We start from the raw sequence: 25,570 nt of genomic DNA, 5'->3' as shown, positions 1-25,570 counted from the left end.
CCTTAAGCTTGTTCTTTGATTAACTGTTCTATTTTTTCTACAGTTGGCATGGCTTCTGACGAACTATGACTACTAACAACAATTGCTGCAGATGCCGCGCCATATTGAAGTGCTTCCGCTACAGATTTACCTGTAACAAGTGCATAGATAAAGGCAGCTGCGTATGAATCACCTGCACCGAATGTTTTTACAACATTCGCTTTAAATGCTTTTCCTTCATATACTTCACCTGCTTTATCAAAAGCAAATGAGCCTTGTACGCCATGTTTGATCACTACTAAATTAGGATTTCTTGTGAATAGCAAATTGCTAATCTCTTGATCTGACAGGGTTTGGTAACGCTCGATCATGTCAAATTCGTCTCTTGTACCAATTACTACATCTGCTTGTTCAGCAATTAATTCATAATAAATCGATGTTTCCTCTTTATTTCTCCAACTATATGGGCGGTAATCTAATTCAAAAATCACTTTAACATTATGTTTCTTAGCAAGCGCTAAAGCCTTTAAGACTGCCTCTCTTGAAGGTGATTGCGCTAAAGCCGTTCCAGAAATGAGCAAATATTCCGAATTTTCAATGTATGATTCATCTACATGTTCTGGAGCAAGATATAAATCAGCAACTGCTTCTCTATACATCAAAATACTAGATTCTGTAGGACTTTTGATTTCAGTAAAAGTTAAACCAATTTTACGTCCTTCTTCATCAATATGAATTTGAGAAGTATCTACACCTACTTCATTAAAATAGTTCGTAATAAATCTCCCATGTTGATCATCAGATACATTAGCAATCATACCAACATCTAATCCTAGCTTTGCAGCACCAATCATTATATTGGCTGGTGAACCACCCACATATTTGCTAAAGCTAGCCGTTTCTTCCATAGGTCTATTAATTTCTTTAGCATTTAAATCAACTGCAGCACGACCGATTGCCACGATATGTTTCTTGTTAGCCATATATGTGCACTCCTTTTATTTACGATCAATTATCCATTCATGATTTGGTTGATTATAAAACTTCCAAACTTTTTTAGGTCCAGCCATGATATTTAAATAATAACCATCATATCCATCTGGAACAGCTACTGGGTGATATCCTTTTGGAACCACTACGACATCGCTATTTTCAACTGCCATCGTTTCATCAAGTGACAAATCATCTGTATATACTCTTTGGAACACAAATCCTGTACGTGGATTCATTTCATGATAGTAAGTCTCTTCTAGTAATGACTCATTTGGTAAATTATCCCTGTCATGTTTGTGAGGAGGATAACTAGACCAATTTCCTTGATCCGTATATACTTCTACAACTAATAATTTTTCACTCGCTTTATGCGTATCTGGTAATATATTGTGTACATGACGCTTATTAGCATATTTACCTCTATCTTCAATTGAATTCTCACTTGCTGGTATAAACTGTGTCTCACGTATTTCATCAGCAGGTGCGTAACATAATATTACTCTTGCGTCTGTCACAGCCTCGATGGTTATATTATGTTGCTTTGAAATATACACGCTATCTGTTGGGATTTTTTCAAATACTGAATCCCTTGTACCGATATTATTAAATGTGTCATAACCATCTGACACTGAAACTTTTCCTGTTAGGGCCACTATACATAATTCAAAGTCTTTAGTTGTTTCTTCATAAATTCCACCCGTTCTAATATCGAGTACTTTTAACCCTATATAGTTTAAATTTATGTCGTTTGGTTTTAAATCGTGGATAACTTGCACATCATCGCTTAAAGGATGATGTACTGGTTTGTTTAGTAAATCAGCCATATCTATTTTCACTCCTTAAAATTGTGGATCTCCATGACGTGCTGTAACGACTTTTCTGTGAGTATAAAAATCAATACTGTCTTTACCATTAGCATGTAATGAACCATAGAATGAAGATTTCCAACCTGAGAATGGAAAAATTGCCATTGGTGCAGGTACACCTAAATTAATTCCTAACATGCCTGCATCAATATTTTCTCTAAAATATCTGATTGACGATGCACTATCTGTAAACAAGCAAGCACCATTTGCAAATTCAGATTGGTTAGCTAACGTGATACCTTCTTTTAAACTATTCACTTTGACAAGTGATAATACTGGCGCAAAAATTTCATCTTGCCATAATTTCATGTCCGTTGTGACATCTTCAAAAATAGTCGGTTTGACAAAATAGCCGTCTTCTTTATTGTCTGCTCTACCATCAAGTACTAATGTGGCACCTTCTTTCACACCTTCGTCTACGTATTGTAATGTTCTTGCTTTATTTTCTTCTCTAATAACTGGCCCTAAAAATACGTTATCTTCTATACCATTACCAATCACAATATTTTTAGATTCTTGTACTAATTTTTCTTTGAATTCGTCATATACATCAGCTTGCACTGCTATAACAGCTGCAGCCATACAGCGCTCACCTGCTGAACCAAATGCTGCACCTATGACATCTTTGACTGCTGTATCAATATCTGCATCATTTAATACGATTGTGTGGTTCTTCGCTCCAGTTAAACATTGAGCGCGTTTTAAATTCTCTGTTGCTTTTTTATACACATATGCGCCAACCGGTTTAGAACCCACAAATGAAACTGCTTTAATATGCTCATTTTCACAAATACCATTAACAACATCATGGGCACCATGTACCACATTGAACACACCTTTAGGGAAGCCGGCTGCTTCTACTAATTCTGCTAGTTTATTTACTAATAATGGGGTTTTTTCAGATGGCTTAATCACAAATGTATTACCTAGAGAAATTGCCATTGGGAACATCCAACATGGCACCATCATCGGGAAGTTAAACGGTGTAATCCCCCCACAACGCCCACTGGATATTTATAGCTTGTACCTTCAATGTTTGTTGCAATACTTGATAAAGAATCACCCATCATTAGTGAAGGTGTCCCTGCTGCAAATTCAACATTTTCAATTCCTCTTTGCACTTCACCCAAAGCTTCAGTAGTGTTTTTACCATTTTCTTTAGTGATAATTGATGCCAGTTCATCTTTATTATCGATGAGTAACTGTTGTAACTTGAACAACAAACGCGCACGTTTAGGTACTGCCACTTCTTTCCATTCTTGAAACGCATCATGTGCTAATTGTGCCGCTTCGTTTAATTCTTCACGTGTTGATACAGGTACCTTTGCAATTACTTCTTTAGTTGCAGGATTTAACACATCAAGTGTTTCTGTACTCTTCGATACTTTCCATTCGCCATTAACATAGTTCTTTAAGATTTCTGCCATTATAAAATCCTCCAATCATTTTTAAGTAACCGCTTACAAATTTTTAATCATATTTTGATTATGTGTTGGTTACTTGTTGAGATAACTTTATAATATTCTTAAAATTGTGTCAACTTTTGAGTAAGTTTTATAATTATTGATTGTTTATTTTTAAAATATTGGGTATATTGTAATAAATGGGGGAATCATATATGAAAGCTAAGCGTATTTATGAAATTGAATCTTTCATAAAAAAAAATAAGACAGCATCAATAGAAGAACTCTGTGAAACTTTTAATGTCTCAACAAATACTATTCGACGTGACATTAACCAACTTGTAGATATGAAAATCGTCAAGAAGGTTTATGGTGGAATAGAAGTCATTGAAGATTCACATAAAGCTGTGGATTACTATAAAAGAAATATAGAAAATTATCAATCTAAAAAATATATTGGAGAAATAGCCTCTAATGAAATAAAGACTAATGATATTATATATATTGATACAGGTACAACTACAATACATCTATTAGATTATGTTGATAAAAATATGACCTTCACTATAATAACGAATAGTTTAGATATTATGAATAGAGCATCACAATTTGAAAATGTAACACTATTCATTATTGGAGAAAAATATAAACCTATCACAAGGTCGTTTATAGGTATGGATTCTAATATGTTGCTAGAAAAATTCAATATTAATAAGGCTTTTATGTCCGCAACTGGTGTTAATATTCAAAATGGGTTATCTAATTCCGAAATGGAAGAAAATTTAATAAAACAATATATTACGAGCAAAGTTTCAGAAACATTTATCTTAGCCGATCACAGTAAAATGGGAAAATCCACTTTACTCACATACTGCAATTTGGGAAATATTAGTAAAATATTTACCGACAAAACACCACCAAAAGATATCAACGATTTTTGCCAAGAGCACAATATAGACATTCATTTTTAGTAATGTTATTAAAAGATTATGATGAGTCATCTAATAAACTATTTTTAACTTGTTTATTAGATGATTTTTTTATTTTGAACTATTAATGAAGTTTCCCTCAAATTAACAAAACATTATATTTTATGTTAAATAACATTTATAAACGTTTATCCTATTATATTATATAATGATTAATAAGATTATAAAAAATTGTCCATTGCATTGGACAATTTTAAATTAAGCGCTTACAAATTATTGCTATACACTTTATGTATGGAGGAGGGAATATTTATGAATAAGGAGGAAAAAAAGAATAAGATTATAAATTTTTTATTAAACAACTCTGGATATACCAAAGCAACTGAACTAGCTGATTTATTATCGATCTCTTCTAAAAGCATTTATCGTTTAATCAATGAAATTAATGGTTCTACTGATAATAAAAAAATTTATTCAGAAAAAGGTAAAGGTTTTTATATAGATCCTGACTTTAATAGTTTGGATATCGAATCAAATACAATATCCAAAAGTGTAAAGTTAGCTATGTCTCCTATTGAAAGAAGAAATGAAATTTTTAAGGACCTATTAATAAGCTCCCCAAAACCAACGACTGTGAATCAAATCATTAATAAATTCTATATTAGTGAAAGTATGTTATCCGTAGATGAAAAAATAATTATAGAAATGGCACAACCATTTAATTTAAAACTGATTCGTAAAGACCGTACCTTGGTAATTTCAGGAGAGGAATCTGATATTAGAAATGCATTAATGCAAAGTATGGATACTCTGTTCTTAGAGATTGAAAAATCAGATAGTATACCTAAAAGTATAGAAGAAAAAGATAAAATTTTTGTTTATAACCAAATAAATACGATTGAAAAAACGCTCAATGTTAGCATACCGTATCCATATAATATCAATATCTTTTCACACTTATATATTCTAATATTACGTTTTAGAAAACATGGAAAACATGAAGTTAAAAAACATAAAAATATAGAAGACACTGATTATACAATAGACCAAAGATATTACAGAATCAGTGATATCATTATCAAAAATTTTGAAACGTACTTATCTTCCCAGTTACCTAACATAGAAAAAGACTACTTATATAAATATCTAACATCATATCGCGTAGAACACGAGACACCTTCAAACCAGGATAGCGAATGTGACTTTTCGGATGACGTTATTACTTTTACAAGCAATTTAATAATACCTATGGAAAAGAGATTGAACAGTGATTTTTCTAATACTACATTTCGTATTGATTTAATGAAACATATAAAGCCAATGATTAATCGAATAGAGAACCATATTCTTATTAAAAACACTTTATTAGATCAAATAAAGTTTGAATATTCTGAAATATATTCTCAAACATCTGCTATTTCTAAAACGCTAATTCCAAATATTTCAGAAGATGAAATCGGATTTCTAACACTTTATTTTGCTCGAGAAATAGAACGTAATCCTAGAAAAATCAAAACACTTATCTCCTGTACTACCGGCATAGGCACTTCAGAGCTACTACGTGTCAAAATCGAGAAAAATATTCCTGAGATAGAAGTAATAGATGTCATATCATCAGACACTATCAACAGCGAAATTATTAAAGATATTGATTTAGTAATTTCTACTGTTTCAATAAAAAATTTCGATGTTATTCCTGTTGTTGTTGTAAGTGCAATGTTTAATAAAAATGATCAACAAAAATTAAAATCCCTTATTCCGAAATTAGGTGTTCATTATGGATGAAATTTTATTTGAAATAACGACACAATCAAATAATACGTACGAAATTTTAGATGATATAGAAAACTTACTTATTGAAGATAATGTTATTGATAAACAGAATACAATGATAAAGGACATTGCTTATAGAGAGGCCCAAGGCGACTTAGAAATCTATCCAAAAGTAGTATTACCTCATATTAAAGAATCTTACGTTTATCAAACACGTATTGTGTTAGTAAAAAATAATTCATCATCTATAAAGTGGCAGGACAAGTTCATTGATTTAATTATTTTAATACTAGTGCCTATGAAGGTTGAAGACAGTGACAAAGACTTAATAAGAATCTTTATGAGGAATTTAGCGCATGAAGATTATATAAAAAAATTGATTACAAAGGAGTAATTTATATGAATATCGTAAGCGTTTGCGCATGCACAGTAGGAATTGCACACACATATATTGCAGCAGAAAAATTAGAACAAGCAGCTAAAAAGAAAGGTCATTCCATTCAAATTGAAACACAAGGAACAATTGGTTCGGAAAATGAATTGACTGAAGAAGCAATAAGTAATGCAGATATTGTATTACTTGCAATAGACGTGAAAATAGCAAATAAAGAGCGTTTTGATGGAAAAAAAATAGTTGAAATACCTACAGATTTAGCAATTAAATCACCAAATAAATTAATAGAAAAAATAGAAGAAATTGCTGTGAGTAAAAGTTAAGGGAGATGAAAAATTTGGAACTTACAAATATCTTAGATAAAAATATAATTTTTCCTAAATCTAATTATACTAGCAAAGAAGAGATCTTAAGAAGTTTAGCAGCATCGTTCAAAAAAGAGCAATACATCGATAATATAGATGTTTTTTTAAATGATGTTTATAACAGAGAAAATGAAGGTGTGACCGGAATTGGTAATTTACTAGCAATCCCACATGGCAAAAGTAAAAGTGTTCAGAAGCCAGGCGTCGCAATTGCTACATTAAATAATAAAGTCGAGTGGGAATCATTAGACAATGACGGTGCTCAAATTGTGTTTTTAATTGCAATAGGAACCGAAAACTCAACAGATCACCTCAAATTATTATCACAAATAGCTAGAAAATTAGGAAATGATGAAATAAATTCTAAATTACTTAACGCCAAAAGAAAAGAAGAAATCATACAGGTACTTACATCTTAAAGGGGGCAGGATTATGAAATCATTTTTCAATAATTTAAATTTCAAAACACATTTATTAACAGCCATTTCATATCTTATCCCTGTAGTCTGTGGTGCTGGGTTTATGATTGCTATAGGAATGGCATTCGGTGGAGATAGCTCGACTGATTTAACTAAAGCAGGTTATTCATTTTGGGATGTCCTCGCTGTAATAGGAGGCATTGGATTAAAATTATTACCTGTGATAATCGCTACTGGTATTTCCTATTCTATTGCAGACAAACCAGGTATCGCACCTGGGGTAATAATAGGTTTAACCTCAACAGCAGTCGGTGCTGATTTTATAGGTGGTATCATTGGTGGATTTCTAACAGGCTATCTTGTATTAATCATCATTAAGTTTGTAAAATTACCAAATTGGGCTAAAGGCCTTATGCCAATGCTTGTTATTCCATTTATCGCTTCACTCATTGGTGGATTGATTATGGTCTATATCATTGGCGTTCCAATAGGTGCTTTTACACACTGGTTAACAGAATATTTACAATCGTTAGGTGGCACTTCTAAATTATTCTATGGCTTATTGATAGGCGTACTAGCTAGTATAGATTTCGGAGGACCTATTAACAAAACAGTATTCGCTTTCGTTTTGACTTTACAAGCTCAAGGCATTCATGAACCTATAACTGCATTGATTGTCGTTAATACTGCTACGCCGTTAGGATTTGCTTTAGCTTATTGGGTCGCTAAGTTATTCAAAAAAAATATTTACAAACAAGTCGAAATTGAAACCCTGAAAACTGCATTCCCAATGGGCCTCATAGAGATTGTTGAAGGTGTGCTACCTCTTGCATTGAATGATATTATCCGTAGTGTTATTGCTACTGGAATTGGTGGTGCTGTTGGTGGTGCGATTTCTATGGTGTTAGGCGGAGATGCACAAGTACCATTCGGAGGTTTTCTCGTGCTTCCTACCATGTCCCAACCTTTTACTTTTGTCCTAGCCGTCTTGGCTAACGTAATTGTTACTGCATTTGTACTCACTATTTTAAAAAAACCGATTGATGAATCCAATGATATACAAGAAGAAACAGAAGAAGACGATATAGATTTAAATGAACTAAAAATTTCTTGAGGAGTGACATTTATGGTTAAAGCACAATTTTCACCATCATTAATGACGATGGACTTAGATAAATTTAAAGAGCAAATCACTTTTTTAGATCAACATGTCGATTCGTATCATATAGATATTATGGACGGACACTATGTTCCAAACATCACGTTGTCACCATGGTTTATTGAACAAGTTAAAAAAATTTCTTCTGTACCAATTTCTACGCATTTAATGGTAACGCATCCAACACAATGGATAGAGCAATTAATAAAAATCAGAAGTGAATTTATATGTGTACACGCAGAAGTTATGAATGGCATTGCTTATCGTTTAATCAATCAAGTACACAACGCAGATTTAAAATTTGGAGTTGTTTTAAATCCAGAAACTAAAATTGATATCATAATGCCTTATATAGATTTAGTTGATAAAGTAACAATCATGACTGTTGATCCAGGTTTTGCAGGTGAAAAATTCATTGATAGTACATTGGAAAAAATACAAGAATTACGTGTTATTAGAGATGATAATAACTACAATTATCTTATTGAAATGGACGGATCATCAAATAAAAATACATTTGAAAAGATTCAAAAAGCTGGACCAGATATCTATATATTAGGACGGAGTGGACTTTTTGGATTAAATGAAAATATTGAAAAAGCATGGTATGAAATGTTACAAGATTTTAATAGCGCTAAACAACATATTTACTAGCTGTAAATTCAATGAAGACAACCCGAATAATAGGTAGTTTGCCGTTCGGTTATAAGCTTTTGTTACTGACTTGCCCTGATAAGCGTTCTGAGAAGATTAGCCATATGTACTACTTTCCCAACAACCCTTAAAAGGGTTGTTTATTTTTTTCTTCCTAGTTTCTTCGCCAGTAAAAGATTTATATATTCAACAAGTGTTACTTGTTCTGCAACTCTGACTATGCTTTATTCATGAAGGTGTTAAATATCGTATTTCTCTAAAATTGCGATGTAGGTAAAAATGAATACTTGCGATATATCACACTCACACTGTAAAACTCAACATTACAATTACAATACGCAACTCATATCAACGGTAGCGTATAGTGACGTCACACAACCCGATGACTTACCGCTCTATATTTTGATAAAATGATCACTTGTCATATCATAACTGAAAACATGTTTAATTATCATCTTTATTAATGCGGACACGATCAATCGGGTCACCAAGTTTTTCATTACCTTGTGGTACATGGTATGTTAATACTTCAATATAATCCTTCGTGATATTCACTTTCGTATAAGCAGGTTGGTTATCCTGTATTGATTTAACTGCATAATCTTTTTTTCCATCTAATTCATAGAATTTGCTACCACTAGCAGAGTTTAATGTTACATAAATTGTACCGTTTGGGTTCGAGTATGTTTGTGGTGCTGCGCCATTTTCATCCCATTTTACTTGAGCATCTTTACCATTCATAACATGTGAACGACTATAAGAATGGTCGTGTCCACCTAATACTAAATCAACATTGTACTTTTTCATCAACGGCGCAAATTTATCACGTCTTATTTTTGTTGCTAACTTATCAGAATGTTTACCTGCTGAATATGGATTTCTGTGAGTGAGTGCGACAATCCACTTGGGATTTTGATCTTTAGTATCTGCAATCGCACGCTTCATCGTCTCTTCGTGCCCTTTATAATCTAAACTTTCAGAGTTCAAGCTGACAAAAAGTGTATCATTGTGCGTAAAATAAAAATCAGAACTCGCAAGGTTTTTACCACCATTTTGCAAATTAGGAATATTAAAATGTTCAGAATAAGCTTTATTGGCACGATCATGATTACCTAAAGTAGGTACAACTGTGAAATTTTCCATCCCTTTGGCTTCTATAAAACCACTATATGCCTTTTCATCCCAAGGCAAATTGACTTGATCTCCCAAGCTCATTAAGAAATCTGGATTTTTATTTAACTGTGCCATTTGATTCACAGTATTTTGCCATCCTGCATTATCCTCCACTAAATCTCCCGAAGCACCTAGTTGTGGATCAGCGACTGCGATAAAATTCGTTTCTCCATTATTATTCGTATCAAAACGACGTATCGGTGATTTTTCTCCATTAACACCATTAAAAAAGCGATACATGTAAGTTGTATTTTCTTCTAAATGAGGCAGCGTTGCATGAGTATAATTCATTTTTGGTATATCTTTATTTAACAAACGTTTAGTGTTGCTACCCTTATGTGTTTCCCCTTCAAGACGTCTTGCATTAGAAAAATCACCCTGCTCGTTTGCTTTTGCAATTTCCACATAACCTTGCTCGTCTGATTCATGGTACCAAGTTAAATTCTTTTCTGTGTTATCTTTACCAATCGTCATGATCGCATAACGATGGTCATTTGATTGTGTTTGTTTTGCAGTTGTTTTTTTATTATTTGATTCCTGATTAGTAAGCTCATTGTTATTTTGTTGAGGTGGATGATTTTGCTGATTTGTATTTTTTGTTGTAGCTGTTTCATCTGATGTTAACGATTTGTTCGACTTATGATTATCTTCTGTTGTTCCTTTATCTAATTGTTCCTCTTTGTACTGTTGCTCTAAAGTAGCATCATCAGTTTTATCCGCTTCATTTTCCCACTGTTGATTATTTCCTGGGTTATACTGATTGGACGTCGATTGACTTGGTAACTTTGGTTGTTCTTTCGCTGCTGTATATGATTCTTTTTGTTGTTGATTATCAGATGGTTGTATTTGTTTATTACTTTCATCTTGTTGCTTATATGTAATTTGTGTATTTTGGTCTACTTCCTCATCGGCATTTTTAGATGAAGTTAAATTATCTTCACTTAAATTTTGATTATTATTTGCTTTTGACTGTGCCTTTGTATCATTTGCTGCATCTTCCTGATCATTACCCTCAATGTTAGCTACTTTATTAGCAAGTGATTCTGTTTCTAACGCTTTATCTGAAGTTTGTGTGATTGTATCATCGTTTTGATTCGTTTCATTGATTTCTTCTGTTTTTTTCTGTTGATCCTCTACTTCCGATGCACTAGCATCTTGTGTCCCTACAAAAATTCCTGCCGCAGACATCGTAAATATGATACTCGAGGTGCTTTTTTTCATAAAATAACGCCACTCCTATCTATTTTTTAAGTTACCAATTCATATTGATTACCACGAACGTAACAAAATAGTATTAAGTTCAAATTAAATAGAAGTAAATGTTAAATTAAAAAAGTGAACCAGAAATCTAATTAAAAAGATTTCATAGTCCACCTCATAATGTTGACTAGATATAAAATACGATAAAATTTCACCTGCATTTATACAGTTATCGTAAAACAGTATTATATGCACCGTCGTAATTATTTATAATTTCTATCCTCCAAAGAACAAATCGACAATATCTGTTGTTCTATTTTTATCCACTTTATAAAATTCTGTATAGCCACAATTTTTACAAGTTATTGTTGTAAAATTATTATGTTGCAAGTCAAATATTTTAGAAAAACCTGAACCTGTCGCTGAAAGTGTTCCTTCTTCAACTTCTGTATGTCCACACTTAACACAACCATTATGTGTTTCTGCTGCCATTATTTTCCACCCCTTTATCATAAGCGTTATTATGTACATATCACTGATATGGTCACTTTAAACTTTATGGGATGTTATAGGGATTGTGGCCTTTGGAGTTTTATGGTTTTGAATATTCATATCTGCAATAGTATCTTAAGCTTTACGAATAAATAAAATAGATATATCGCTAGCACCTTTAAGTAATTTTTATACAAAAAAAATTCAGTAACGTATCAATCGCTACTGAATAGTATTAAATGTATAATATTATTATTTTAAAACAGTTTCAACTGACTGAAAGAGTCCTTGGTCATATGTTCTATTTTCTCTATTTGATTACCTATTCTAGTTATAATAGGAACAACTAAGGCATTACCCATACAAAAAAATCTCATTCTGTCTGGCATTGTGTCTGTCCAATTATCAGGAAAACCGTTTAATCTTTCCGCTTCAATTGGTGTTAATGTACGATAATTGTTATTAACATTCAAAAAGTGTGTGCTTCTATTTACTGAAGCTTCACTTGTTAACATCGTTCTAGCGGGTAAATCGAGCGCATCAGTATCTGACATTCCGCCTTCTGAAAAATAGTATTCATGACCTTCTTTGGTAGTACGCTTAATCTTCTTAGGTCCACGTAAATACTTGAATTTATCAATTTGATCAGAATTTAATGAATAACTTTCATCAACATTATCTTCTATAATATCGTTTAGTGTTAATGATTTTTCATATTTCGGTATGGTATCAATAGTCAAAACTTTGCCATCTCTCATAATACCACTATTATAAAATTGAAATTTAAAATTATCCGAAACTTCAACAATATCACTTGAAAGTGTTGTTTCTGCTACTCTTTTTTTATTAGGCTCATTTTCAATTGGGAAAGCTTGTGCAAACATTCCACTTTTATAAATGATATTTTCAAGGGATTCTTTATTCATCTCATTGCTATAGTCTAAATCATGTTTATACCCAAAAATAAATACTCTTCTACGCCTTTGTGCATTACCATAATCAGCAGCATTTATCACTCTCCATTCAACAACATATCCTAATTCACTTAATGTTGATAACATGACTGCAAAATCTCTACCTCTCTGATTAGATGGTGATTTGAGTAATCTATCTACATTCTCTAACAATAAATATTTGGGATATGTATTTTGAACAAATCGTATAATTTGCCAAAATAATACACCTTTCTTTCCTTGAATTCCAAGTTCACCGTTTAAGGTTCGAGCAACAGAATAATCTTGACAAGGAAAACCACCAACTATCATATCAGCATTTGTATCAGCCATTTCTTTATCTGATATTTCTCCTATATCTCTATTCACATGTTTTCCAGTATCAAATCTTTTATTATAACAATCAAAAGCATGTTGTACTTTACGTGAGGGCTCCCATTGATTTGCCCAAGTGACATCAAAAATTCTATTTTTTGTTTGTTCTAAACCTAAACGAAAACCGCCAACACCAGCAAATAGCTCTACTACTTTAATATCATTCATTAGGCGACCTCCTAAAATTACTTATTAACCATTATACCATAAAAGCGAACGATCGTTCTACTTTATATCATAATTAAACATTTTAAATTATAACATACATTGGCTAAAGTAATTCTTCAACTTGCTTTTTAATATAATCATTATTAATCCAAAAACACTGCTTAGTCATCCATTCATTTGAATAATCATCACTTTCTGGTTTATTAATCCATTTAGCTGGATGCGGTAATTTGTCTGCACATAGCCCATTTTTACGGTAATCTCTCTTTTGTTCATGTGGTCTTACATGACATATTAATTTATCAGACTTACTTATAAAATTATTATTAATTCTCCAACCATCTTTTGTCCCTTTATCCGGAACAGCTTCTAGAGTAACACCTGTTTTAATTTTATCTACTGTATCTAACCACATTTTTTTAATAGGTCCTTCAATATCTTCTTCTGGCATACTAAAGAACTTAATGCCTTTAAAAACATCCATTTCATTTTCAGTCTTTACTACGAAAAATAAGAATCTGCTTTCTAATAAAAAATTATGCCACTGTGCACTAGGTAATCCATCTTCATCAATCCATTGTTCATTAGCTAATTCTTCAAATTTAAAAGCTCCAAATGACATACTTTCTTTGTTACGATTATTTTCATCAAATTTAACAGTTTTCACAACTATTGAAGACTTTTCAAACTCTTCCACCTCGGGAAAAGGATTGTTTTTAGTTATTTTCCCTTTCAAATTTAAAATGGCAGATGCTAGTCTATAGTTTAAATTATACGCACCTTTTTTAATATTAAAATGTTCACACAATTCATCAATAGTCCAACCAATGTAAGGTTGAAACTTTTCTATTACGATATCTTCTATTGATTTTGCTTTTATTTCAAATTTGTCTTTAATGATAGAATCTATTTGCTCATCACCTAATACATACTTTCTCAGTAATGAAGTCATATAACCTGATTTAAATGAAAATGCTCGTTGTTTTGCTTTTATATCAGAAAAAGGCTGTGTCCTTACAGATTTTGAAGACGCACCTTTTGTACATGGTGACAAATAATTTGTTAAACCTTCACTTAATTCATGCGCCTTTCCATTTTGTATGTATTCATGTATTATTTCCCAATCTTGCTTAATAACCTCATAATCCACAGGATTATGCTTCATTTCATATAAAATTGCTTCTTTTATAAGCCATTCATCCTGTTTAAGTTCTTTATCATGTTCATAAAAAGCTAGTTCAATCGTGCCATTTTTATTTAAAAAACTACTTTCTTCAAAATTTTCTTTTACAACTTTGTCATAATTTATGATATTTAATACTAATCTTTCCTTTGAACTATATTGTCCATTTTTTAATTTTTTTATAGGTGTTGCTTTTAATTCAACCCCAGCTTCTTCCATATCTGGTCTACTATCACTATCTTTTTGTTTACCAAACCATGTCTCAAAAGCATCCCCTGCAGAACTTTTCGTCCCAGAAATTGGTTTACCATCATTGAGTTCTATTAGTGTTTTTCCAACCGCTTCCTTAGCCCTATTATGAACCTGTTGCTTTGTTTTATATTCAGTCATAATACCTACACCACCATACAATTAATCTCTTTTATATAATTTTTAATATCATTTCTAAGATTGTATAACGTTAAATATTCATTTAACTAATTTAACACCTAAATCCGTTTGTAAACGAATCCTTCTAGTATCTTGTGAATCCGTAATATTCTTAATCATCTCTTCTTCTTCCTCATTTGTTAATAAACTAATAAGTTCTAATTGAGACTTTGCTCTTGAAGAAGCAACGTAAAAAACCATCCTATTACTATCATTAACAAATGTATCTTTATCGATATCTATGATAAAAATCACATCTGATTCTAAACCTTTAAATTTACGTGCAGTAGTGAACAAAATGTGTTTATTATTTGGTTGGTTAGTGATTGAATAACTTCCTATTTTAGCTAACCCATTAAGAATCGAAGATTCAATTGTCTTAGTGGTAAGTATTGTGATTTGACTTTTTTTCACACCTTCATCAGTGTAATACCTTATTCTTTGTTCTAACCAATTAAGAAGTTGGCTTTGGTTCTCAGCCTTATAATAATATGGAATGCTCCCATCAATATGAATTTTCATTTTCAACTTCTTTTCATTAATACCTATAGGTTTAGTAGACGTTTTAGCTATCTGTAGTGTATTTCTACAATTTCTACTTAATAATAACTTACAATCCATATCATTTAACCATTCAAGATTATCTTTCTGTTGAATAACTTGGTTTTTATCAAAAAACACATAAAAACAGCTTTCTTTTATTATGGCAATTTCTCTTAATAACTCAATTGAACTATCTGTAAAATCTTGTCCCTCATCAATAATAATATGCTTAAAATCCCAAACTTCTGAAAAATTTTCTATATTACTCAAGAAATAATTTATATCTTTTTCATCAATTTTATCTTTACGTAATGCCTTAGCAGCTAGGGCATTTAAATTAGTAAATGTAACATTTTCTAGTTCTCTACTATATTGATTTCTTAAAAATTCAACTAATAATCTATTAAAACATAAAAATACTACTTTATCCTCTTCTGAAAGTCTTCTTGCTTTTTCCACCGCTAACATTGTTTTTCCTGTTCCTGCTGCACCTTGAATAGCAGCTTCTTCTTGCTCTAAAAGATAATCTAATAGAGTATTTTGTTCATTAGTCATTCTATTAAAATAATAATTATTTTCTTCAATAACATTACTCATACTTGGAATTGCTTGAAACTCCGGGGCAACTTTATCTATTATTTTGTTCATTGAATCTTTTCCAATTCTATGCTTTTGAACTCCATAAAATTTATAACAATTTTCTAAAGCAAGTTCAACATCAAAAATATGTTCACTAAAAAAAGTGTTTTCATTTTTATAATACTTTAAAGGCAAGTTACCTTTTAAATTGTTCGAACTAACTCCTGTTAACCATACCATAGAGTATATAGGTATATAGGTGTCTTCTAGATTTAAACCATTAATAATTTTTCTGAATTTATATGTTGAATTGTCCGCTTGTCTCATAGGATTAATAGGTTTTTCTATATTAGTTTTTCTGTTAATTTGTAATAATTCTCCCTTTCTTCCCATAATACCACCATGTTTAACCTCAAGTGAAAGTATGCCATAATTCTTATTGAAAATTAAAAAGTCGGCTTCTCCGGCATTTATTTTATTTCCTTTTTTATCTGACCATTCAACAGAATGAAAAATTGTATATTCATCACCAAGTTCACTAAATTTTTCAAATAAAACTGCTTCACCTTTACTACCATTAAAATCTATATCTTGTAAATTATAGCTAGGAATTATATTAACCAATTCAGACACCTACTTATTTTTTAAAATTTCCCATCCATTTATTAGACCATAAAAATCAGATGGAATTTTTTTTCCTTGATACTTCTCATCAAGTAATACTATTCTTTTCTCTTTTATCCAAATATACGCAGCTTTATACTCATCATTATCAATTTGAACTATTCCTTCGAAATAATCAGGTTCTGTGTATTTTCTATTTAAAAAATAACTTGAAGTTGTAATTCCTAAATCTATTAAAGTATTCCAATTACCGTAAGTATTTTCTTCACCATTTTTTAAAATTTTCAATTTATGTTCTAGCTTTTTCCACTGATATTCATTATCTACAAACCAATCGAAATGATTTCTTATACAAACTTTAGAATCTAAAATGAATACAAATTCTCTATCCAAATAACAATTTCTATATGAACAACTTGTATTAGGTAAATATGTACAATTATGACACGCTGCACCATTTGAATAATATAAACCTTGACCATTATTATACCCTATTTCTCTACAAACTGGATCTGAACTACACCATTCCATTGATTTAAGTGCTTCATTAAATGATAGTTTAAATTTTTCTTCTTCTGCAAGACGAACAAGTCCACCAAATGTTCCATCTTTATCTGAATCAGTAACATAAATAAGTATGCCATATCTATTTTTGTAAAAATAGAGTTTTTCACTTATTGAAGTAATTGAATAACCTGATAATTTACTAAATTGTTTAATTAATCCATGAGATAATGTGTGAATTAAAATATTAATTGGGTTCGAAAATTTGTCTTTTAAATGATCATCATCTGTTATTTTATTTATCTTTCTCTTCATATATTCCTGTACCAAGTTGAAGTTTCCCCATTTATTTAACACATCTTCATTGAATTCTATAAATATACCTTCACCGTACAATTCTTTTGCTGGGTACCAATCGATTGAAACATCACTTGATGAAAACATTATCTTTTTGTTATTGGTATCATCAGTTGCTTTAATAAATGCTTCTTCTTCATCTGAAGGAATTAATCGGTGAAAACCAGTTTGAACTACTAGTTCTTGCAATCGTCTAACTGAATTGACTTTTTTTATAATAGAGTTTGGCTCACCATTAAAAGATAGCTTTACATTCAGTGAAGCATCATGAAGATTTTGTGTGTCATTACTTAATTTATCAAATTCTTCAACTAAAATACTTTCATAATCACATAATTGTTCTCTTTTATGGCCATTAGTTAATGATAAAACTGAAAATAATTCTGGTTGGTATACACCTAAAGCATTCTTTAATATAGCTACTGGTCTGCCATTACATTTTTTGTCATAAACATCTTTACCACCCCAAGGTCGCTTTCCTTTACATTTTTCATTTTTCAACTCTCTCTGAAAGGGTGTAGGTGTTTCATCACCCTCTTTTGATTTCCCAGTAACACCTTTAAGAGAATGATAAGCACCACAAGAACAAACTAAACTGCCATTCAAAATAGAGCTACCGTTCATTTTAAAAAATATATTATGTGTGACTTTCGAATTTTCTGTCGAAGAACTATGTGTATATTTAAAATAAGGAAAATCATATATATGACCGTGTTCACAAACTACTACTAATGGAAATTGGATATGTTCTTTTTTCTCTCCACAAATCTTACATTCTTTTATTTTGCTTGAACTACTCTCTGAAAATTCACTTATTACATGACATTTTGAACAATAATGAGCTAGCGGAAAGCGTGAAATTGGTATCGTTACATTTGAATTTTTAACTTCTCTATCATCATTATTTTTTTTATAAATTGGTACTTCGCGAAACCCTTTTACCTTCAATAAATTCTCAAGCCTATTATCATTAATAGTAAATTTAGTTAATTCTTTATTTAATCCACTTTCATACCATTTTTCTGCAGCACCTACAATATATGATACTCCATCAGTGTCAATATATAGACTCCCAGGACCATTCATACCAACTAACTTTCCTCTAGGTACTTCTATCTTTCTAGCCATTTTCATTCCTCCATATTAAAATTGAAATAATTATCCAAATCTGTTACTGATTGAACTCTAAACTTACTCACTGCATCAACATTTCTCATTGAAAATATTATAGATCTTTGTTCATCATCAATCTCTTGTGTGTTCAACCTATTTATATATCCATATCTATTATTTGTATTTTCCCATGCATCATATTCGAATTTATGTAATTCTTTTATTATTTCCTCAAATAGATACCTTATCTTTTCTTTTTCCGTGTCATCTACTATTTTCATTTTCTTCAAAATGTTACCATACACAAAGTCTTTAATTACTTCAAAATTGTCTTTTATTATTTCAATATTAGGTTCATATCCTAACGTTTTTTCATCAAAGAATTGTCTCATAAATCCTATTAATACAGCTGGGAAACCTCTTTCAATTGAAAAGTGTGAAAAAGGTGTAACACTAGTTTCCTCAACATTAGCATAAAGTTTCTGATGAAATTCATTAAAATGTTCATAGTGTGACTTATCATTACTATCTCCACGATTATAAATTGTAACGACTAACCCAGGACTTTCATCCGGTTTCCTACCTACTCTACCACTTACTTGAATATATTGAGCAGTGGTTTTAGGTTGTCCAATGATAGTCATCAGTGCTAGCCTGTCTATATCTACTCCTACTTCAATAATATTAGAAGCTAGCACTAAATCAATGGCCTGGTTATTCTTTGAGGAATAGTTAATTTTTAAATCAGTTAGTGATTTTGCAACTTCGTTATTTTTCATTCTCGACGTTAATTCTTTTACGTTTTCGTTATCTAGTATCCTTCTATCATTTATCCCCCTTTTATTATAATAACTTTCCATTTCATGAGGGATATCTAAATCTGCCAATGTATTTGCTTTACCAATATCATTAATCGTGTTGTAAAATGATAAAATAGTCCAAAACGGATTTTTAAATCCTTCAGGTAATTTGTTTGCACTAATAAGTAGACGTGAAAAAGTTTGAACTTGAGTTTGTAGTTTACCTTGAGTAGTAGTATAAACACCTACATATTTTCTACCAGGTACTGGTCTACCAAAACCGTCAGTTTTAACTTTAGAATAAAAATTATCATTTATACTAAATCCTGATGGAGGAAAAAGACTACTTTTTTCTCTGCCAAACAACGCTTTTATTTGTGACTCATATGCTTTAATTGTAGCAGTAGCACAAATGATTTTAGGCTTGGCTTGGCTGTTTTTGTCAGTGGTTAATTCTTCTATCAATGTTTCATACATACCTGTTAATGAACCTAATGGACCAGAAATCAAATGCAATTCATCTTGCACTATTAAATTTGGTGGTGAGTAAACTCGTTCACCTTTATTATTTAAACCAAATAAATACCTAGCTTTCGGCTGCCATGTTAATTGAACAAATTTATCAATAGTACCAATCAGAAAAGTTGGAGTTTTTTTATAAATTATTTCATCTATAAAATATATTGGTAAATGATTATGGAACTCACATTTTTTATCTGGACAATATATCTCTAATGTATCAGTATATTTATAACCGACATAAGTAAGGTTTTTTATTGGTTTCATCTCTGCTCCACACCAAGGACATTGAGAAACAACAAAACCATCACTCTTACCCATCTTGCTATCTTTCAAAATTTTTTTAGCTTGTTCTAATTTATTAGGAGTATTTGAACTTCCTACCCACAAACCTATGCTAAACTCTTCTTCACCTAATAATCCTTTAAATTTTCTACGTAAATAATCAATACTCACTAATAATCTAGATGCTCGTTGAAATTGATCGGTTGTAAGCAATCTCAACGTATAGCGCATTATTGTGTCAACACCTATATCATCTTTATTCAACATTCTTCTATAGATCATCGAAAAAGCTGATACTGCTAAATACGCTTCAGTTTTACCTCCACCTGTAGGGAACCAAATTAAATCTACTATATCTCTATCAAAAGATTTTTTATTGACTATAGAATCGATAGATTGAAGTAAAAAAGCTATTTGAAAGCCTCTCCATTTCTTTTCAGTAAATGCAGATTCATTACTTTTAATTTTCTTTTTTATAGACTTATTTAAATTTTCAATACTTTCATAATTTAGTTCTTCAAAACCATTTGTATTAATTTCTTTCGAAAAAGAAATTTGGTTATCATACTCGATTTTTCGAAGGTCTTTCCCATTATTCATTTGCATTAGCATAGCTAAATTCACGAGTTTAAAAGTATAAAATGCTTTTGGATTTTGTAGTACCTCCAAACCTTTCTTAATCCTATGTAGACTTTGTCTCATATAAAATAAATTCTCTTCTTTAATATCGTTGTAATAATCATCAACATATTTTTGTTCTTGTATTTCATACCACTTTTCATATCCTTCAATTAATGGTTTTAAAATTGTATTTAAATCATCTAAACATTTTACAGCTGCCAATTCAGAATGATATATACTCAGTTGTTGATTATTTATTATTATGTCAGGTGTCATAGTTTTCACTTCATACTCTGGCAAAAATGAAGATTTAATCTTATAAACCTCATTACTTTCATTTTTCTCCCATATAGTCGCACAATCATGACCAAATGAATAATTTTTTTCATCTAAATACAAAAACTCAAACTTCTTCTCTTCTTTACCTATATTTATGTCTAGTTCTGATGGTTTAGGATATGGTGAAAATACTCTTCCATCTTCAATTGTTACTTCTAAATCAGATTGAAACAATATTTGTTCATCGGGGCTATCGCTGTTTTTACTCGTCTTATTTTCAATAGTTAATGTGACAATTTTTAATCCTTTACTAATTTTCCTAATATTCGAATATAATATGACATCTAAATCCTCATTAACTATTTTGTTGTTATCTTCCAAAACTAATTCATAGTTTTCTATATTTTTTTCTTGATTAGTTTTGATATTGATTTCGCTTGTTAAGCTTTTTCTCATCCACCAATCTTTATTATAATCACCAGTGATTTGTAAATTTTTATTATAATTTGTTAATAATTTGTAACGTCCACATTCAAACTTAACTTTTAAAATATCAGCTTCCTCGGGAATAGCAAATGTAATTCCCATAGTAGATTGTTTGTACATTTCATTACCTGATATGCTTACTTCATTAGTTTCTTCTCCATTTTTCAAAATGTCACCATTATCTTGCATATTATTCAAATCTACTTTTAGTTCTTTCTCATTTTCATAATTATCATCCTCTTCAACTGCATTCAAAACATTCTTAGTTGGATACAAAAGGCCAGCTGCATATTTTTTACTAGGTAATCCTTGATTAAATATTTCCTCAACTTTTGAACCATAGCGATAACTTAAATGATTATTATTTATATTTATAGAAGTAGTGTTTTCATCTATTACTTGCGTATATTCCATATCTATATCTGGACCAATTATTTCTTTTCTTAAATTTTCAATAATCTCTTCTCTATTTTCAACATTTTTTTTTAATATATTAGACATCTTTTTCTCCTTTATAATAATCTATTCATATCTTTTTTTAAAAAATCTTTAGTCTTCTCTGAAATGAATTCTATCTCTTCAATAAAATATGTTCCTTTATCCTCAGTCTCTAAAATATACTCTCTATTTTCAGACATCTCATTTATAAATTCAGTGTAATTTATTTCTTTAATATTTTCAGATAATTTTTGTAATATTAATTTCCCCGCTAAAATATGAGTTTTATTTATCTCTTTAGCGGAATGAAAAATATTTTTTTTACCTATATCACTAAAATTCAAATAATTTAAAATTTCCATCAATGATTTAGGCTTCACAGTTTCAAGAGAAATCCAAGTTTTCAGTGTGTTTATATCTTTTAAATTTATTCCATGATTTTTTAATTCACTCTTAAATCCCTCCAAACTTTCGAAATTTTTTGATTTTTTCAATAATGATTTTTTATATAATTTAACATTCTCTAAATAATGATTATACTTGTGTTCACCAATGATTTTTTTGGCTTCATTTTTTATTAAATTTTCATCAGAATCTGACTTAATTAAAATCCAGTCCCCTATTTTTAAGCTATTTAAATTTAATTTTTCTACTGTGAGTTCATTTTTTAATTTATTTGAATTATTTAACCTTATTACTCTTATTTTTGCATTTTTAGCCATTATAAAATACTTATCATTTACAAAGCTTATTAAATTTCCTTGGCCAAATTTTTCTGGTATTTGGTTTTCACTTTCGGAAATTGTATGCGTTTTTAAAATTTTATCGATTTTATAGTTTATCTCCTCTTTCAAATCAATATAATAATCTACACTTTTTAATGTCGTAGGTTCCTCTTCATTTATAACTTCAACATTCTTATATAAATTTGAATTAGCTTCTTTATTATTATGTATAATTTTATTTTGAAAGTTACCGCTATTTAAAAAATCAAACATAATATAATAAATTTTATTTCCATAAAATATATTTCTGTATTTTGGAAATATATAAGGAGGCCCAATAAAAATAAGAGTTTCAAAAATTTTATTTTCTTTTAATAATTGGCTCGGGTTATAGAAAGTAATATTTTGGGTTAATTCATCATTGCTTTTTTCACTAAAAATAGTAAAATCGCGTACACAAACTATTGCAATATCCCCACTTCTATTTTGCTTAATAATCTCTACCAATCTATTAGCGATTTTATTCTCGACATCACCATTTTTAATTTTTTTCAATAAATTAAAAGCTTCTTTTAACCCCTCTTTATCATCGGAATATTGTGAATATTCTTTAAAAAAAGCAGTGATTTCTTCTAAATCATCAACCTCTAAATTAGTAAATACGTGTTTGTATTCATTTAAAGTTAAAATTAAATCATTGAAGAAGTACTTATAAAAGTTAAATTTATATGCTAGTTCTTCATCATCATAATCATTTATTTCCATTGAAAACTTCTTTATATATTTGTGATACTCTTTTAATATATCAGAGTGTATTCTTTCTATATGTATATTGTTTTTTGATATATCATAGTCATTAAGAAACTCTAACTTATTAATAGACAAATATTTCCACCCCTTTCGGTATTTTTACATCATTTTCATTTAAAAAATTATGTAATTCTTTAAAATTCATTTGACTATCTTCCAACATAAAATCACTTAAAATATTTTGTTTTACTAACTCAGCTAAAGTATCATTATTTTTTTTACGATTAGATAATATTATATTTTTTTTTGTTTTCAATTTAGATAATGTAATCGCACTACTATCCCCCACAAATATTGTTGGTATATTTCTTTCAACCTTGTATTTTGAATTTACAGATTTAATAAAATTGACATTACTAATACTATATTGAGAATCATTAGCAAAAATAAAATCATTACTTGTATACTCGATATTGTTTTCAGAGAATTCCAAAAAATCACTGTAAGATTCCCACTCTTTTTGGACTTTTAATCCGATAATGTTAACTTGCTTTTTATTTGTGCCTTGTATATAGTCTAAAACTTTCTTTGAATATTTTTCTTTGAAATATCCTTCTATCTCTTTATTCATTTTAACAACGCTACCTGCAGTGTTTTTATAATTTGATGAAATCCTTAACTTTTTAGACCATATTGTTTTAGGAATTTTATGATTAAATTCATTTCTTTTTTTTCTTTCAAATTTCAATTCTATGTATGGGTTCCATTCTTTCATCAGCGCATTTTCATCGTTAAAAATATTAATTACCTCTGCTTTTTTCCATATATTTTTTCCATCTTTATTTCCTACTAAATAAGTTACTTTGTCCCCTATTTTCAAATCATTATTTATATCATAATTGTTTAAATTATTATTCATTCTGGATAAATTAGAATCTATTAGTCCCTTTGCGATGAATAACGCAGGATAAAATTCATCTAAATATGAAATATAAAAATTTATCCTATCTTTTTGATCAACAAATTCTCCTATCAATAAAAAAAATTTCATCCACTCACTTACATTTTTCCATGAGGTCGTTTTACAAGTTCTATATTTTAAATTTTCCCAATATAAAATTTTTTCTTTCATTAAATTTTAACCCCCAATATTAAAATTGTTTCAAAAACAATTTAATAATCATTTCAATATAATTATGTCATAAATTTTCAAATTATTATTATCACTCATTTTTAAATATATTACACAACATTATTATAACAATAAAGTTGTCGAATATCATCTTTTTGATTTATTAAAATGTCATTTGATTTATTGTTATAAAATAAACAAATATTATTTGAATAACTCAAATGTTTATGTCAAACCTTATATAGTATTTGTCTTTTTAAGTCATGTATAATTTTGATTTTCTATTTTCAGATTCAACATTTAACTAATTTGTAATATATGATTAAGTTAAATTAAATCAATCCACTTATGATAAAATCTTAACAAAAGTATTACTACTATTCCTATAAACCTCGTACAATAAATAATCTTAAACCCCCTTCTATACTGCTAAATAAACCAATCACTTGTGATAGACTTCTACTTATCAGCAACTATGTAGTTTTATGTTTTTATGATTCATATTTAAGAATTTAGTGTTTTCTTTTTTTCAATTTTGAATAAGTCAAAAGTGTAGACGATAGTAAAATGTTGTCTACACTTTTATATAGATTTTCTTAATAAGATTTCATAGTTTTTACAATTTCATTTTCATCTTAATTGCAAGAATCTCAATTATTACATTATGCTCTTTAATAACTCCCATCATTCTACCTTGTCTTTTTATTCCCTGGTTACCATTTAAGATAGATAAATCATGTTGAACATTGTAACTTTTAAAAAATAATTTCAAAATAAAACCTGCACAGGTTAAGTAGATATTCTTAAGTCTTTTATATGTTCAAAACTAACATCTTCTAAGAAATATCTATAAAGATCTTCGACAAAAACAAAACGCACAATCCATTTTTATATCATTTTAAACTACA

Annotated in this window: 18 protein-coding genes and 1 pseudogene; 7 read left to right on the top strand and 12 right to left on the bottom strand. The window is 29.8% G+C overall.

The genetic code is table 11. The features are described from left to right. Window positions 1-2: 2 nt before the first annotated feature. The 3 genes and pseudogenes from iolC to HMPREF2586_RS06035 all read right to left on the bottom strand — a co-directional run bounded on the left by iolC (window position 3) and on the right by HMPREF2586_RS06035 (window position 3,265). Window positions 3-962 carry a 5-dehydro-2-deoxygluconokinase gene (gene iolC, locus HMPREF2586_RS06045; protein ID WP_070657080.1) on the bottom strand — a complete coding sequence of 320 codons (960 nt, stop codon included), beginning with the start codon at window positions 960-962 and terminating at the stop codon, window positions 3-5. Window positions 963-977: 15 nt separating this feature from the next. Beyond that, the gene (gene iolB / locus HMPREF2586_RS06040; RefSeq protein WP_070657083.1) at window positions 978-1,796 is read right to left on the bottom strand and encodes a 5-deoxy-glucuronate isomerase; all 819 of its coding nucleotides are present in this window, start codon (window positions 1,794-1,796) and stop codon (window positions 978-980) included. Window positions 1,797-1,811: 15 nt separating this feature from the next. Continuing rightward, window positions 1,812-3,265 (bottom strand): annotated as a pseudogene (locus HMPREF2586_RS06035) (CoA-acylating methylmalonate-semialdehyde dehydrogenase). A 191-nt stretch (window positions 3,266-3,456) separates the two neighbouring features. Here HMPREF2586_RS06035 and HMPREF2586_RS06030 point away from each other — a divergent pair. The 7 genes from HMPREF2586_RS06030 to alsE all read left to right on the top strand — a co-directional run bounded on the left by HMPREF2586_RS06030 (window position 3,457) and on the right by alsE (window position 8,934). Beyond that, window positions 3,457-4,212, top strand: a complete 756-nt coding sequence (locus HMPREF2586_RS06030) for a DeoR/GlpR family DNA-binding transcription regulator (protein ID WP_070657086.1) — start codon at window positions 3,457-3,459, stop codon at window positions 4,210-4,212. Between the two features lie 270 nt (window positions 4,213-4,482). Next, the gene (locus tag HMPREF2586_RS06025) at window positions 4,483-5,955 is read left to right on the top strand and encodes a BglG family transcription antiterminator (protein ID WP_070657089.1); all 1,473 of its coding nucleotides are present in this window, start codon (window positions 4,483-4,485) and stop codon (window positions 5,953-5,955) included. After that, window positions 5,948-6,337, top strand: a complete 390-nt coding sequence (locus HMPREF2586_RS06020; protein WP_070812683.1) for a PTS sugar transporter subunit IIA — start codon at window positions 5,948-5,950, stop codon at window positions 6,335-6,337. The genes HMPREF2586_RS06025 and HMPREF2586_RS06020 overlap by 8 nt, the downstream gene beginning before the upstream one ends. A gap of 5 nt (window positions 6,338-6,342) precedes the next feature. Next, a complete protein-coding gene (locus tag HMPREF2586_RS06015; RefSeq protein ID WP_070657095.1) occupies window positions 6,343-6,660 on the top strand; it encodes a PTS fructose transporter subunit IIB in 318 nt (105 codons plus the stop codon). Window positions 6,661-6,674: 14 nt separating this feature from the next. Further along, window positions 6,675-7,121, top strand: a complete 447-nt coding sequence (locus tag HMPREF2586_RS06010; protein ID WP_070657098.1) for a PTS sugar transporter subunit IIA — start codon at window positions 6,675-6,677, stop codon at window positions 7,119-7,121. A 13-nt stretch (window positions 7,122-7,134) separates the two neighbouring features. Continuing rightward, window positions 7,135-8,235: a PTS fructose transporter subunit IIC gene (locus HMPREF2586_RS06005; RefSeq protein WP_070657101.1), complete on the top strand. Its 1,101-nt coding sequence runs from the start codon at window positions 7,135-7,137 to the stop codon at window positions 8,233-8,235. Window positions 8,236-8,247: 12 nt separating this feature from the next. Continuing rightward, window positions 8,248-8,934 (top strand): D-allulose 6-phosphate 3-epimerase, encoded by a 687-nt coding sequence (gene alsE, locus HMPREF2586_RS06000; protein WP_070657103.1) that lies wholly within the window; start codon window positions 8,248-8,250, stop codon window positions 8,932-8,934. 444 nt (window positions 8,935-9,378) lie between these two features. On the opposite strand, the gene HMPREF2586_RS05995 is transcribed toward alsE, so the two are convergent. The 9 genes from HMPREF2586_RS05995 to HMPREF2586_RS05955 form a co-directional block, all read right to left on the bottom strand. Next, window positions 9,379-11,328, bottom strand: coding sequence for a purple acid phosphatase family protein (locus HMPREF2586_RS05995; protein WP_070657106.1), 1,950 nt, complete (start codon window positions 11,326-11,328; stop codon window positions 9,379-9,381). A 255-nt stretch (window positions 11,329-11,583) separates the two neighbouring features. Beyond that, on the bottom strand, window positions 11,584-11,799 hold the full coding sequence (locus tag HMPREF2586_RS05990) for a zinc ribbon domain-containing protein (protein ID WP_070657109.1): 216 nt from the start codon (window positions 11,797-11,799) through the stop codon (window positions 11,584-11,586). 257 nt (window positions 11,800-12,056) lie between these two features. Further along, entirely contained in the window at window positions 12,057-13,295 is a 1,239-nt protein-coding gene (gene dcm / locus HMPREF2586_RS05985; protein WP_070657110.1) for a DNA (cytosine-5-)-methyltransferase, read from the bottom strand. Between the two features lie 103 nt (window positions 13,296-13,398). Beyond that, entirely contained in the window at window positions 13,399-14,868 is a 1,470-nt protein-coding gene (locus tag HMPREF2586_RS05980) for a Sau3AI family type II restriction endonuclease (RefSeq protein WP_070657334.1), read from the bottom strand. 78 nt (window positions 14,869-14,946) lie between these two features. Continuing rightward, on the bottom strand, window positions 14,947-16,662 hold the full coding sequence (locus HMPREF2586_RS05975) for a nuclease-related domain-containing DEAD/DEAH box helicase (protein WP_141756814.1): 1,716 nt from the start codon (window positions 16,660-16,662) through the stop codon (window positions 14,947-14,949). Beyond that, window positions 16,663-18,642: a Zn-binding domain-containing protein gene (locus tag HMPREF2586_RS05970; protein WP_070812682.1), complete on the bottom strand. Its 1,980-nt coding sequence runs from the start codon at window positions 18,640-18,642 to the stop codon at window positions 16,663-16,665. It abuts the gene before it with no gap. A 2-nt stretch (window positions 18,643-18,644) separates the two neighbouring features. Beyond that, on the bottom strand, window positions 18,645-22,118 hold the full coding sequence (locus HMPREF2586_RS05965) for a helicase-related protein (RefSeq protein ID WP_070657119.1): 3,474 nt from the start codon (window positions 22,116-22,118) through the stop codon (window positions 18,645-18,647). An 11-nt stretch (window positions 22,119-22,129) separates the two neighbouring features. Next, window positions 22,130-23,665, bottom strand: a complete 1,536-nt coding sequence (locus tag HMPREF2586_RS05960) for a DISARM anti-phage system protein DrmE domain-containing protein (protein WP_070657122.1) — start codon at window positions 23,663-23,665, stop codon at window positions 22,130-22,132. Beyond that, complete coding sequence (locus HMPREF2586_RS05955; protein ID WP_070812681.1) at window positions 23,655-24,662, bottom strand: hypothetical protein; 1,008 nt, start codon at window positions 24,660-24,662, stop codon at window positions 23,655-23,657. Before HMPREF2586_RS05955 ends, HMPREF2586_RS05960 begins: the two co-directional genes overlap by 11 nt. Window positions 24,663-25,570 lie beyond the last annotated feature (908 nt).

Source organism: Staphylococcus sp. HMSC034G07 (assembly GCF_001835975.1).
Classification (GTDB): domain Bacteria; phylum Bacillota; class Bacilli; order Staphylococcales; family Staphylococcaceae; genus Staphylococcus; species Staphylococcus ureilyticus.
This window is presented reverse-complemented; position numbering and strand designations above follow the sequence as displayed.

Coding starts and splice junctions, on each gene's coding strand:
- HMPREF2586_RS05955 (WP_070812681.1), bottom strand. CDS start 24,662: ATGAAAGAAAAAATTTTATATTGGGAAAATTTAAAATATAGAACTTGT.
- iolB (WP_070657083.1), bottom strand. CDS start 1,796: ATGGCTGATTTACTAAACAAACCAGTACATCATCCTTTAAGCGATGAT.
- HMPREF2586_RS05970 (WP_070812682.1), bottom strand. CDS start 18,642: ATGGCTAGAAAGATAGAAGTACCTAGAGGAAAGTTAGTTGGTATGAAT.
- HMPREF2586_RS05965 (WP_070657119.1), bottom strand. CDS start 22,118: ATGTCTAATATATTAAAAAAAAATGTTGAAAATAGAGAAGAGATTATT.
- alsE (WP_070657103.1), top strand. CDS start 8,248: ATGGTTAAAGCACAATTTTCACCATCATTAATGACGATGGACTTAGAT.
- HMPREF2586_RS06025 (WP_070657089.1), top strand. CDS start 4,483: ATGAATAAGGAGGAAAAAAAGAATAAGATTATAAATTTTTTATTAAAC.
- HMPREF2586_RS06005 (WP_070657101.1), top strand. CDS start 7,135: ATGAAATCATTTTTCAATAATTTAAATTTCAAAACACATTTATTAACA.
- HMPREF2586_RS05990 (WP_070657109.1), bottom strand. CDS start 11,799: ATGGCAGCAGAAACACATAATGGTTGTGTTAAGTGTGGACATACAGAA.
- dcm (WP_070657110.1), bottom strand. CDS start 13,295: ATGAATGATATTAAAGTAGTAGAGCTATTTGCTGGTGTTGGCGGTTTT.
- HMPREF2586_RS05980 (WP_070657334.1), bottom strand. CDS start 14,868: ATGACTGAATATAAAACAAAGCAACAGGTTCATAATAGGGCTAAGGAA.
- HMPREF2586_RS06020 (WP_070812683.1), top strand. CDS start 5,948: ATGGATGAAATTTTATTTGAAATAACGACACAATCAAATAATACGTAC.
- HMPREF2586_RS05995 (WP_070657106.1), bottom strand. CDS start 11,328: ATGAAAAAAAGCACCTCGAGTATCATATTTACGATGTCTGCGGCAGGA.
- HMPREF2586_RS06015 (WP_070657095.1), top strand. CDS start 6,343: ATGAATATCGTAAGCGTTTGCGCATGCACAGTAGGAATTGCACACACA.
- iolC (WP_070657080.1), bottom strand. CDS start 962: ATGGCTAACAAGAAACATATCGTGGCAATCGGTCGTGCTGCAGTTGAT.
- HMPREF2586_RS06030 (WP_070657086.1), top strand. CDS start 3,457: ATGAAAGCTAAGCGTATTTATGAAATTGAATCTTTCATAAAAAAAAAT.